Here is a 13,009-nt window from a genome sequence, read left to right on the forward strand (position 1 = left end):
GCGAAATGATATAGATAAAACAACATAGCTACGAAACACGCCGCCGCAGATTCTCCGAATCTGTGCAACAGCGGCACCATATAAATAAATTTATATAGAAGCGAGTATATCCAAAGACATATTTCATAACAACGAATCACCGTCATGAATATATACCTCAACACATTGTTTTTATTAGAATTGATAAAAATAAGAATAAAGGAATCATTAAAAAAAACATAAAATACAACATGTTGCAACCATAGATTTTTATGTAAATTTTTTAATTCTCGATATTTTACGGAATGAATGGAGGGGGAGTGCTAAGGCATATCTTATAAATTATAATTTTTAATGTATGAATATTAAAAAACAATATTCTACGTGAATTTATTCACTTATCATTCACATTTATCGAATTAATTATCTTTTAACAGAAATAATAATACGCATGAATTTTCTGCGGCGCGAATCATCGGGCGATACCGATATTCCTCCTGCGCCAGGTTACAGCTGCGTTGGCTTTTTAAGGGACCAACGCAGCCGATATCTTGTGCTTACTGCCAGCCGTAGCGGCGGCTATAAAAACCTTTCACGAGCTGGGTTAACGTCATGTAGCCCGCCAGAATCGCAATCAGCCACGGGAAGTAGCTCAGCGGCAGCGCCTGCAATTGCAGATAGTTGGCCAGCGGCGAGAACGGTAATGCAATGCCTACCACCATGACCACCAGCGTCATCAGCATCAGCGGCCATGCGGCGCGGCTTTGGATGAACGGCACGCGGCGGGTACGGATCATATGCACAATCAGCGTTTGCGACAGCAGGCCTACCACGAACCAGCCAGACTGGAACAACGTCTGATGTTCTGGCGTATTCGCATGGAAGACGAACCACATCAGGCAAAATGTCAGAATGTCGAAGATCGAGCTGATCGGTCCAAAGAAGATCATAAAGCGCCCCAACTCGCTGGGATTCCAGCGCTGCGGCTTTTTGATCTGCTCTTCGTCGACGTTATCAAACGGAATCGCCACCTGGGATACATCGTACAGCAGGTTCTGAATCAGTAAGTGCAGCGGCAACATCGGCAGGAACGGTAAGAAGGCGCTCGCCACCAGCACGCTAAACACATTACCGAAGTTAGAACTGGCCGTCATTTTGATATACTTCAGCATGTTAGAAAAAGTACGGCGTCCTTCGATCACCCCTTCTTCCAGCACCATCAGACTCTTTTCCAGCAGGATGATATCAGCCGCTTCACGCGCAATATCAACCGCGCCGTCAACGGAGATACCAATGTCCGCCGCGCGCAGCGCCGGGGCATCGTTAATGCCATCCCCCATAAAGCCAACCACATGACCTTCGCGCTTGAGCAGCGTGACAATGCGCTCTTTGTGCATCGGCGTCAGACGAGCAAACAGCGTGGCGCGCTGGGCCAGCGTTGCCAGCTCATCGTCGCTTAACCCTTCAATGTTGCTACCGATAACCACATCGCCCGCATCCAGCCCCACTTCGTGACACACTTTCGCCGCCACCAGCTCGCTATCGCCAGTCAGGATTTTCACCGTAATACCGCTGGCTTTCAGGGCTTTGAGCGCTGGCGCGGTGGTCTCTTTCGGCGGATCGAGGAACGCAATATAGCCTTCGAGGATCAGATCTGATTCATCAATACGCTGGTAATCGCCCTCACGCGCTGGCAGGTATTTCGTCGCCACTGCTACCACGCGCAGCCCCTGGCGATTCAGCGTATCCGTGACGCGCTTCACCCGACGCAGCATGTTGTCATCTAACGGGACAACCTCACCGCTGTAGCGCACCTGGGTGCAGACGCTGAGGATCTCCTGCAGCGCGCCTTTGCACACCAGCTGATGCACATCGGTTTCTTCAGCGACCACCACCGACATGCGGCGGCGTTCGAAGTCAAACGGGATCTCATCAATTTTCTGCCAGCGGGTAGAGAGCTGGCGGGCTGATTCTTCGTCCACACCTTCCAGCACTGCCGTATCCAGCAGATTCTTCAACCCGGTCTGGTAATGGCTGTTCAGCCACGCAGAATGCAGGACGTGCTCGCTGGGTTTACCAGATATATCTGTATGATTCTCAAGTACAATTTTGTCTTGTGTCAGGGTACCCGTTTTATCAGTACACAGGATATCCATCGCGCCAAAGTTCTGAATGGCGTCGAGGTGTTTGACGATGACCTTTTGTTTTGACAGCTTCACCGCCCCGCGCGCCAGCGTCGAGGTGACGATCATCGGCAGCATTTCCGGGGTCAGCCCCACCGCGACAGACAGGGCAAACAGCGCCGCTTCCCACCAGTCGCCTTTGGTATAGCCGTTGATGATGAGCACAATCGGCGCCATCACCAGCATAAAACGGATCAGCAGCATGCTGACGCGACTGATCCCTTTCTGGAAAGCATTCTGCTCGCTTTCCTGCTCGCTGACGCGGCCCGCCAGTTGCCCGAACCAGGTATTGGCTCCGGTCGCAATCACGATGGCCTGCGCCGTGCCGCTCACCACGTTGGTGCCCATAAAGCACAGGGTATCGCATTCGAGCGGGTTGCTTTGCTGCGGGTCGCGGCTGGTTGCGACTTTCTCCACCGGCAGCGATTCACCGGTCAGCGAAGCCTGGGCCACGAACAGGTCACGAGCCTGCACCACACGCAGATCGGCCGGGATCATATCCCCTGCCGCCAGCTTAATAATATCGCCGGGAACTAACTGGTCGATCGGCAGTTCAACCCAGCCGTTCTCTCCTTTCTCGTTGATAACGCGCAGCACCGTAGCGGTGTTACTGACCATCGCTTTCAGCGCATCTGCCGCTTTGGTGGAACGCGCCTCCTGCACAAAATTCAGCAGCGTAGAGATGACGACCATCAGAGCAATGACGCCAGCGGCAAACAGATCTTCGGTGGCATAGGAAATCGCACCGAGGATGGTCAACAAAATATTAAACGGGTTACGGTAGCAGACCCACAGATGCACCCACCACGGCGACGGCTTCTGCGCCGGCAGTTGGTTCTCACCATGTAATTCGCGAGCGTTTTCCACTTCTGCGGCGTTTAATCCTTCCGGGTGCGCGCCAAACGTTTTCCACAGCGCGGCTTCGTCCATCAGCGCCATTTTCAGACAATGTTCGCTCAGCGATGGTGGGATCGGCGTGCTGGCAACGGTCTGGGCATTAGGCAACGGATCGCGATGCACCAAACGATGTGGTAAATGGCGGTTTAGCCGGGCAAATAGCTGGCGAGTAATATTTTTGAACATAGGCAGTCCCTCTGCGCCAGTCTCAACAGGCGCAGTAAATCCTTCAGGCGTGGCAAAGCCTTACCTGATGGCAATATTAAAATCACAACAGGGACGTCAGAACGTCACTGTCTTACTGCTCCGGTAAGACAGTGAAAGACAGGCTTACCGGAAAGGGGTGTTTCTCCATCTCGGGAGAGGGGTGGGATCGGGATCCATATAGCCTCCGGTAAGTGAATGATTTGCGCTGCGGATTATACGCAGAAAACCATAAGGTTTGTGGCAATTATGGCAGTATGATAAACCATGGAAACTAAACCAAACGTATACCAGACTTTGCCCATTGCGCTGCGCTTGAGTAAAGTTATTCTCTATTTGGCATAACTTCACACGCAACTCGGGAAAACAGGATGCAAAACCGGCTGACAATTAAAGACATCGCCCGCTTAAGCGGTGTGGGAAAATCAACCGTTTCCCGTGTGCTTAACAATGAAAGCGGCGTGAGCGAACGCACCCGCGAACGCGTTGAAGCGGTGATGAATCAGCACGGTTTTTCCCCTTCCCGCTCCGCTCGCGCCATGCGTGGACAAAGTGACAAGGTGGTGGCGATCATCGTCACGCGTCTGGACTCGCTTTCTGAAAATCTCGCCGTGCAAACCATGCTGCCCGCCTTTTATGAGCAGGGTTACGACCCGATCATGATGGAAAGCCAGTTCTCGCCCGAGCTGGTTGAAGAGCATCTCGGCATGCTCAGACGCCGCAATATTGACGGTGTGGTGCTGTTTGGTTTTACCGGCATAAGTGAATCCATGCTCGCCTCCTGGCAGGATTCGCTGGTGCTGCTGGCAAGAGATGCCAAAGGCTTTGCCTCCGTCTGCTATGACGATGAAGGCGCCATTCGCACCCTGATGCAGCGTTTATACGATCGCGAGCATCGCCATATCAGCTTTCTTGGCGTTCCCCATAGCGACGTGACCACCGGTAAGCGCCGCCATGAAGCCTACCTGGCGTTCTGTAAGAAACACAAACTGCATCCTGTAGCCGCGCTACCGGGTCTTGCCATGAAGCAGGGTTATGAGCAGGCCGCCAACGTCATCACCCCGGAAACCACTGCCTTAGTCTGCGCGACGGATACCCTCGCCCTTGGTGTCAGCAAATATCTGCAAGAGCAGCGAATTGAGAATCTACAGCTGGCGAGCGTGGGCAGTACGCCGCTGATGAAATTCCTCCATCCGGAAATTATCACCGTCGATCCAGGATATGCCGAAGCCGGACGACAAGCGGCCTCGCAGCTGATCGAGCAGATCAACGGCCGTAGCGAACTACGACAAATCGTTATTCCTTCCACCCTCTCCTGATCGCTTTCTGAGCGTTAATTTGTGATCTTCGCTGCGTTTCGGGAACGTTCCCATTTTTAAAAAATCATCGACGATATACTCTGGCCACAGCAACGAGAGAGTTGCCAGATGGCGATGCTAAAACGTCTTATCCGGCCTACGGGGAACACACATCATCATGAGCAAAATAAAACAAGCAGACATCGACCGGCTGATTGAGCTGGTAGGCGGGCGCGACAATATCGCCACGGTAAGTCACTGCATTACTCGCCTGCGTTTTGTGCTGAATCAGCCTGCGAATGCCAGGCCAAAAGAGATTGAACAGTTGCCGATGGTCAAAGGCTGCTTCACCAACGCCGGGCAGTTTCAGGTGGTGATTGGTACCGAAGTGGGCGATTACTACAAAGCGCTGCTGGCGACAACCGGTCAGGCCAGCGCCGACAAAGAGCAGGCGAAAAAAGCCGCGCGGCAGAATATGAAATGGCACGAACAGCTGATTTCTCATTTTGCGGAGATCTTCTTCCCGCTGCTGCCAGCGCTGATTAGCGGCGGCTTGATCTTGGGGTTCCGTAATGTGATTGGCGATCTGCCCATGAGCAACGGGCAGACGCTGGCGCAGATGCATCCTTCGCTGAAAACCCTTTACGACTTCCTGTGGCTAATTGGCGAAGCGATCTTCTTCTATCTGCCGGTCGGGATCTGCTGGTCAGCAGTGAAGAAAATGGGCGGAACGCCGATCCTCGGTATTGTGCTGGGCGTGACCCTGGTTTCACCGCAGCTAATGAACGCCTATCTACTCGGTCAACAGGTACCGGAAGTGTGGAACTTCGGCCTGTTCAGCATTGAGAAAGTGGGCTATCAGGCACAGGTTATTCCGGCACTGCTGGCCGGTCTGGCGCTCGGGTTTATTGAAACACGCATGAAACGCATCGTCCCGGATTATCTGTATCTGGTGATCGTCCCGGTGTGCTCGTTGATCCTCGCGGTATTCCTCGCGCACGCCTTTATTGGTCCGTTTGGCCGCATGATCGGCGACGGTGTCGCGTTTGCGGTCCGTCACCTGCTGACCGGCAGCTTTGCCCCGATTGGCGCGGCGCTGTTCGGCTTCCTGTATGCCCCGCTGGTGATAACCGGCGTGCATCAGACCACGCTGGCTATCGACATGCAGATGATTCAGAGCATGGGCGGTACGCCGGTATGGCCGCTGATCGCACTGTCGAATATCGCTCAGGCCTCTGCGGTAGTCGGGATCATCATCTCCAGTCGCAAACACAATGAACGTGAAATCTCCGTTCCTGCCGCGATCTCCGCCTATCTCGGGGTCACTGAACCGGCCATGTACGGGATCAACCTGAAATACCGCTTCCCGATGCTGTGCGCGATGATCGGTTCCGGTCTCGCCGGACTGCTGTGCGGCCTGAACGGTGTGCTGGCGAACGGAATTGGCGTCGGCGGTTTGCCGGGCATCCTCTCCATCCAGCCGACTTACTGGCAGGTATTTGGCATGGCAATGGTCATTGCGATTGTTATCCCCATGGTACTGACCTCATTCGTTTATCAGCGTAAACACCGTATGGGCACACTACAAATTGTCTAACTTTTCTTCGGGGCGCAGTTGCGCCCCATCGTATTTCCAGGAAACAACCATGAATATTCCCCACTGGTGGCAAAACGGCGTCATCTATCAGGTTTACCCCAAGAGTTTTCAGGACACCACCGGCAACGGCACCGGCGATTTACGCGGCGTGACGCAGCGTCTCGGCTATCTGCAAACGCTGGGGGTTGATGCCATCTGGCTAACGCCGTTCTATATTTCGCCGCAGGTTGATAACGGCTACGACGTCGCGGATTACATGTCTGTCGATCCGGCCTACGGAACGCTTGCAGACTTTGACGAACTGGTGGCGCAGGCGAAAGCGCGCGGCATCCGTATTATTCTCGATATGGTGTTTAACCACACTTCAACCCAGCACCCCTGGTTTCGTGAGGCGCTGGATAAAGACAGCCCGTATCGTCAGTTTTACCTCTGGCGCGACGGTACGCCAGACAGTCTCCCGAATAACTGGCACTCCAAATTTGGCGGCAGCGCCTGGGGCTGGCACGCCGAAAGCGAGCAGTACTATCTGCACCTCTTTGCTCCGGAGCAGGCAGACCTGAACTGGGAGAACCCGGCGGTCCGCGCCGAGCTAAAAAAAGTGTGCGAGTTCTGGGCCGATCGCGGCGTGGACGGACTGCGTCTCGACGTGGTGAATCTTATCTCTAAAGATCAGGACTTCCCGAGCGATCCCGACGGCGATGGGCGGCGTTTTTATACCGACGGCCCGCGCGCGCATGCGTTTTTACGTGAAATGAATCGCGACGTCTTCACGCCCCGCGGCCTGATGACGGTCGGCGAAATGTCCTCCACCACGCTGGAAAACTGCCAGCAGTACGCCGCACTCGATGGCAGCGAACTGTCGATGACCTTCAACTTCCACCACCTGAAGGTGGATTACCCCAACGGTGAGAAGTGGACGTTAGCCAAACCCGACTATGTGGCGCTCAAAACCCTGTTTCGCCACTGGCAACAAGGCATGCACAATCAGGCCTGGAACGCGCTGTTCTGGTGTAACCACGACCAGCCACGCATCGTGTCGCGTTTTGGCGATGAAGGTAAATACCGCGTTCCGGCCGCAAAAATGCTGGCGATGGTGCTGCACGGTATGCAGGGCACGCCCTACATCTACCAGGGTGAAGAGATCGGCATGACCAATCCGCACTTCCGCCAGATTACCGATTACCGCGATGTGGAAAGCCATAACATGTTTGCCGCCCTGAACGGCCAGGGGCGCGATGCGCAAGAGCTGCTGGCGATCCTCGCCAGTAAATCGCGCGATAACAGCCGCACGCCGATGCAGTGGGATGCCAGCAAACACGCGGGCTTTACCCAGGGTGAGCCGTGGATCAATCTGTGCGACAACGCAGCGGATATCAACGTGGCGGCAGCGCTGCGCGATACCGACTCGGTGTTCTATACCTATCAGAAGCTGATCGCATTGCGTAAAGCAGAGCCGGTTATCACCTGGGGCGACTATCAGGATCTGCTACCGGACAGCCCGCATCTGTGGTGCTATCAACGTGAATGGCAAGGACAGCGGTTGCTGGTCATTGCTAATCTGAGCGATACCTTCCAGAGCTGGCAGCCGACCCAGACCGACGGCAACTGGCAGGTGCGGATGCACAACTATGCCGAGGTCGCCAGCCAACCCGCAGACATGACGCTGCGTCCTTTTGAAGCCGTCTGGTGGTTGCAAAAATAGCTTGCAATTATGTTCAGGCCCGGTACGCATAACGCTGCCGGGCTTTGATGCCTACGCTCAGCTTACCTTTCTGTTTTTGTTGAATAATTAATCAGAATTTTCTGCCCACAATTTACAATCGGCTGTAGTGCCCGTCATCTGTACGCTCCGATTTTTACTTTGCGCTACATCAAATAAATCGTAAACATCCTTGATGCAAATCACTACATATAGAACTTAAAATGCACGCCGACCCAATATGTTGTATTAATCGACTACAATTGCTACAACTACAGTGCACCGCTTCACGGTGGAATTGTGGATAAAGTGGGTCAGGATTGCGGGAAGTCATTGGCAATAGAGATGAATAAAGCCCTGATGGCCTCCCCAACCTCTGTGGATAACCTGTTCTTATAAATATGGAGTGATCATGACACCGCATGTGATGAAACGAGATGGCTGTAAAGTGCCGTTTAAATCAGAGCGCATCAAAGAAGCCATTCTGCGTGCAGCTAAAGCAGCGGGAGTCGATGACGCAGATTACTGTGCCACCGTCGCAGAAGTCGTTAGTAGCCAGATGAATGAGCGCAGCAAGGTCGATATCAACGAGATCCAGACAGCGGTAGAAAACCAGCTAATGTCTGGCCCGTACAAACAACTCGCCCGTGCGTACATCGAATATCGCCACGACCGTGATATCCAGCGTGAAAAACGTGGCCGTCTGAACCAGGAAATTCGTGGTCTGGTTGAGCAAACCAACTCTGCTCTGCTGAATGAAAATGCCAACAAAGACAGCAAAGTGATCCCAACCCAGCGCGACCTGCTGGCCGGTATCGTTGCCAAACACTATGCGCGTCAGCACCTGCTGCCGCGTGATGTCGTCCAGGCGCACGAGCGTGGTGATATTCACTATCACGATCTCGACTACTCTCCGTTCTTCCCAATGTTTAACTGCATGCTGATCGACCTGAAAGGCATGCTGACGCAGGGCTTTAAGATGGGTAACGCGGAGATTGAACCGCCAAAATCCATCTCTACCGCGACCGCCGTCACCGCGCAAATTATCGCGCAGGTCGCCAGCCATATTTATGGCGGCACCACCATTAACCGTATTGATGAAGTTCTCGCGCCGTTCGTTACCGAGAGCTTTAATAAACATCGTAAAACCGCTGAAGAGTGGCAGATCCCGGACGCCGACGGTTATGCCCATTCCCGTACCGAGAAAGAGTGCTACGACGCATTCCAGTCTCTCGAGTATGAAGTGAACACCCTGCATACCGCCAACGGTCAGACGCCGTTCGTGACCTTTGGTTTTGGCCTGGGAACCAGCTGGGAATCGCGTTTGATCCAGCAGTCCATTCTGCGTAACCGTATTGCCGGCTTGGGTAAAAATCGTAAAACCGCAGTGTTCCCGAAACTGGTGTTCGCGATTCGTGACGGTCTGAACCACAAGTTTGGCGATCCGAACTACGACATCAAGCAGCTGGCACTGGAGTGCGCGAGCAAGCGTATGTATCCGGACATCCTGAACTACGATCAGGTGGTCAAAGTGACCGGCTCGTTCAAAACGCCAATGGGCTGTCGCAGCTTCCTCGGCGTGTGGGAAAACGAGAACGGCGAACAGATTCACGACGGACGTAACAACCTCGGCGTTATCAGCCTCAACCTGCCGCGTATCGCCCTGGAAGCGCATGGCGATGAAGCCACCTTCTGGAAACTGCTCGACGATCGTCTGGTACTGGCGCGTAAAGCGCTGATGACCCGCATTGCGCGCCTGGAAGGCGTGAAGGCCCGTGTGGCGCCAATTCTGTATATGGAAGGGGCCTGCGGCGTGCGTCTGAAAGCGGACGATGATGTGTCAGAAATCTTTAAAAATGGTCGTGCATCTATCTCTCTGGGCTACATCGGTATTCACGAAACCATCAATGCGCTGTTTGGCGACAAGCATGTGTATGACAGCGAGCAGCTGCGCGCCAAAGGTATCGCCATTGTGGAACGCCTGCGTCAGGCGGTCGATCAGTGGAAAGACGAGACTGGCTACGGCTTTAGCCTGTACAGCACGCCAAGTGAAAACCTGTGCGACCGTTTCTGCCGTCTGGATACCGCCGAATTTGGCGTGGTCCCGGGCGTGACCGACAAAGGCTACTACACCAACAGCTTCCACCTCGACGTGGAGAAGAAGGTTAACCCGTACGACAAGATCGATTTCGAAGCGCCGTACCCGCCGCTGGCAAGCGGGGGCTTCATTTGCTACGGCGAATACCCGAATATTCAGCACAACCTGAAAGCGCTGGAAGACGTCTGGGATTACAGCTATCAGCACGTGCCCTATTACGGGACCAACACGCCAATCGATGAATGCTACGAGTGCGGCTTTACCGGTGAATTTGAGTGCACCAGCAAAGGCTTTACCTGCCCGAAATGTGGTAACCACGACGCCGCCCGCGTATCGGTCACCCGCCGCGTCTGCGGTTATTTAGGCAGCCCGGACGCACGTCCGTTTAACGCCGGTAAGCAGGAAGAAGTGAAGCGCCGCGTTAAGCATTTAGGGAACGGGCAGATCGGTTAATTTAGACGATTTTATTGCCCGGCGATGCGACGCTTTTCGGGCCATTATTTCCGCAACGCAATTCACGTCATAGCAAGGCAGCAAATGAGTAAGTCCCGGGGAGCTTACATAAGTAAGTGACTCGGGCGCCCGAACGCAGCTATGGCGCGAATTGATAAACGGATGAGAAGCGAAAATGAATTACCATCAGTATTACCCTGTCGACATCGTTAATGGTCCCGGTACTCGCTGTACCCTGTTTGTTTCAGGATGCGTGCATGAATGCCCCGGTTGCTATAACAAAAGCACCTGGCGGCTCAATTCCGGCCAGCCGTTTAGCAAAGAGATGGAAGACAAGATCATTGCCGATCTGAACGACTCGCGTATTCACCGTCAGGGGATCTCGCTCTCCGGCGGCGATCCGCTGCATCCACAAAACGTGCCGGATATTCTGCAACTGGTGCAGCGCATTCGCGCTGAGTGTCCGGGAAAAGACATCTGGGTGTGGACCGGCTACAAGCTCGATGAACTCGATGCCGCGCAAATGCAGGTTGTCAATCTCATCAACGTGCTGGTCGATGGCAAATACGTGCAGGATCTCAAAGACCCGGCGCTAATCTGGCGCGGCAGCAGTAATCAGGTTGTACATCACTTGCGGTAATTTCCAGCAGTAGAGGTTCTGTTTTCCGCCCCTCAAAAACGGCTCACACACTCCATTGCAACCGTTTTGAACTCGCTGAAATTCCGGCATGCGCAGAGTCGCGTCATCGCGCGCTCGCGCAGGAAGGTGACGAAAATATCGTAGATCGCCATCGCTTCTTCGTATTCGCTTTTGCTGATGGCGAGCAGGAAGATCACATGCGCCGTTTCATCCCCCCAGGCGATACCCTGCGGGGCGAGGATGGTGTAGACCACCGTTTTCTTTGCCAGCAGACCGAGGGCGTGCGGCAAGGCAATGCTGTCACCCAGCATGGTGCTGACGATGGCCTCACGTTCAACCACCGAATCAAGAAACTCCGCATCGACAAAGCCTTCATCCTGCAACTGGCGACATAAAACGTTGAACAACGTTTGTTGATCCATTGGCTCGTCGATCACACGAAAATGGGCGGCATCGAAGAATTTGTTCAACATCCACGGACGGGTTCTGTCGACCAGCACCAGTTTGCCAATTTGCTCCAGTTGATAATCGGTAGGGAACGGTGCAATCATCACCACAGGCTTATCTTTTTCACCAACCCGCGCGGTAGAGATGACGAAATCTTCGCTGATACTTTCCCGCTGTTCGTAGTCGCGTAGCGTCACGGTATCGACGATTTCTATCTGTGGATACTTACGCGCCAGCACCGCTTCAATCATCCGCGCCATCGCATTTCCAGCATCGCATACCAGCAGAACTTTCGGCTGCCTCTGGTAACCGATGTTGTAACTACGCTCCAGCCCGACGCCAATATGCAGCACAAGGAAGCCAATCTCATTTTCACTGATGGTGTACGGCGTATATTTTCCCCATCCCGAGACGGCGGCCAGCGTCATGTCCCACGCCATCGGGTAGTGCTGTTTAATATTTTCCAGTAGCGGATTGGGGATCATTATCTGGTAACGCACCCGGGTGATCATCGTCTTAATATGCGTCAGCAGATCAGCATGTAACTGTTTGTCATTCAACAGGTTGTAGTTGTACTGGCTGTTGATAAACCGCAGGATGTAATTGACCAGCGCTTCGTCATCATCCGCATTGATGGCGCTGGGGGCGATCTCTTGTACCTGGCGGGCGGCGATATGCACCTGCAGCCAGTTCTCTTCGGAAACGGTAAGCGGTTTATCCGCCAGTCGGTGCAATACCGCTGCGATTTCCCGCGTGGCCAGGCACACCGATTGCTCGGCTTCTTCTGCGGCAAATTCCGGGAGGGGATAGCCTTCGCTAATCCGCCGTACCGCCACCGCGCAGTACAACCGCAAAAACAGCTCACCCTCATCGGTCAGGCGAATGTGAAAACGGGCAAAAATATCCTGCAAAACAGGTTGTAGCTGTTCAGGGATCCCGGCATTTAGTGCCTCTTGCGTTACTAGCGGGTGCTGTGGATCCTGCTGTGCCAGCGTCCATAGCAGATCGGTCAAACAGGCGCGGATCGCCATCTCGCTGCCAAACAGTTTCATACCGTGACGGGGGCGCGTTTCCAGCGTCAGATGATAACGTTGCAGATGCTCGCGCACCTCAGCCATATCGTTTTGCAGCGTCGCGCGGCTGATAAACCATTCATCAGCCAAATCCTCCAGCTTCAGCGAAAAGGCCGACGTCAGAAAACGAACCACCAGCCAGTGCACCCGCTCCTGGCTGGTGCGAGGGATGCGCAGCAACGCGTCTGGCCGCTGCGTTTGCAGGGCATGATAACGTGCCGGGTCGTCAATTTTGAGTTGATAACCGTTACCCCGGCTGAGGACAAACTGCGCGCCGTACTGGGTGAGCAGCGCGTTTAGCGCAGTGATATCCGCCCGTACGGTGCGTGTGGAAACCGACAACCGCTGCGCCAGCTCGTCCTGTGGAAGCGCTTCGTTTTGCAGCATGCCAAACAGCTGCGCTAAACGTTGGTTGGGGAATCGCACGTCAGTTTCCTCATC

Annotated in this window: 8 protein-coding genes; 5 read left to right on the forward strand and 3 right to left on the reverse strand. The window is 54.0% G+C overall.

The features are described 5' to 3' along the window. Positions 1-536: 536 nt before the first annotated feature. Entirely contained in the window at positions 537-3,245 is a 2,709-nt protein-coding gene (gene mgtA / locus HV311_RS22315) for a magnesium-translocating P-type ATPase (RefSeq protein WP_191220482.1), read from the reverse strand. A gap of 144 nt (positions 3,246-3,389) precedes the next feature. Continuing rightward, entirely contained in the window at positions 3,390-3,443 is a 54-nt protein-coding gene (gene mgtL / locus HV311_RS28345) for a mgtA regulatory leader peptide MgtL (protein ID WP_219816547.1), read from the reverse strand. Positions 3,444-3,634: 191 nt separating this feature from the next. On the opposite strand from mgtL, the gene treR reads away from it, so the two are divergent. The 5 genes from treR to nrdG all read left to right on the forward strand — a co-directional run bounded on the left by treR (position 3,635) and on the right by nrdG (position 11,048). Then, positions 3,635-4,582: a trehalose operon repressor TreR gene (treR, locus tag HV311_RS22320; protein ID WP_016155565.1), complete on the forward strand. Its 948-nt coding sequence runs from the start codon at positions 3,635-3,637 to the stop codon at positions 4,580-4,582. Between the two features lie 157 nt (positions 4,583-4,739). Further along, the gene (gene treB, locus HV311_RS22325) at positions 4,740-6,158 is read left to right on the forward strand and encodes a PTS trehalose transporter subunit IIBC (protein WP_016155564.1); all 1,419 of its coding nucleotides are present in this window, start codon (positions 4,740-4,742) and stop codon (positions 6,156-6,158) included. 49 nt (positions 6,159-6,207) lie between these two features. Beyond that, on the forward strand, positions 6,208-7,860 hold the full coding sequence (gene treC, locus HV311_RS22330) for an alpha,alpha-phosphotrehalase (RefSeq protein ID WP_191220483.1): 1,653 nt from the start codon (positions 6,208-6,210) through the stop codon (positions 7,858-7,860). 409 nt (positions 7,861-8,269) lie between these two features. Then, entirely contained in the window at positions 8,270-10,408 is a 2,139-nt protein-coding gene (nrdD, locus tag HV311_RS22335; RefSeq protein WP_016151477.1) for an anaerobic ribonucleoside-triphosphate reductase, read from the forward strand. A gap of 175 nt (positions 10,409-10,583) precedes the next feature. Beyond that, complete coding sequence (gene nrdG, locus HV311_RS22340) at positions 10,584-11,048, forward strand: anaerobic ribonucleoside-triphosphate reductase-activating protein (protein WP_191220484.1); 465 nt, start codon at positions 10,584-10,586, stop codon at positions 11,046-11,048. A gap of 32 nt (positions 11,049-11,080) precedes the next feature. Here nrdG and HV311_RS22345 read toward each other — a convergent pair whose 3' ends face one another. Further along, on the reverse strand, positions 11,081-12,994 hold the full coding sequence (locus HV311_RS22345) for a BglG family transcription antiterminator (protein WP_049270643.1): 1,914 nt from the start codon (positions 12,992-12,994) through the stop codon (positions 11,081-11,083). Positions 12,995-13,009 lie beyond the last annotated feature (15 nt).

Source organism: Citrobacter sp. RHBSTW-00881, from assembly GCF_013728515.1.
GTDB lineage: Bacteria > Pseudomonadota > Gammaproteobacteria > Enterobacterales > Enterobacteriaceae > Citrobacter > Citrobacter braakii.

What these genes read in the sequence shown, in the direction of transcription:
- treC (WP_191220483.1), top strand. Translation starts at nt 6,208, where the DNA reads ATGAATATTCCCCACTGGTGGCAAAACGGCGTCATCTATCAGGTTTAC.
- nrdG (WP_191220484.1), top strand. Translation starts at nt 10,584, where the DNA reads ATGAATTACCATCAGTATTACCCTGTCGACATCGTTAATGGTCCCGGT.
- nrdD (WP_016151477.1), top strand. Translation starts at nt 8,270, where the DNA reads ATGACACCGCATGTGATGAAACGAGATGGCTGTAAAGTGCCGTTTAAA.
- treB (WP_016155564.1), top strand. Translation starts at nt 4,740, where the DNA reads ATGAGCAAAATAAAACAAGCAGACATCGACCGGCTGATTGAGCTGGTA.
- mgtA (WP_191220482.1), bottom strand. Translation starts at nt 3,245, where the DNA reads ATGTTCAAAAATATTACTCGCCAGCTATTTGCCCGGCTAAACCGCCAT.
- treR (WP_016155565.1), top strand. Translation starts at nt 3,635, where the DNA reads ATGCAAAACCGGCTGACAATTAAAGACATCGCCCGCTTAAGCGGTGTG.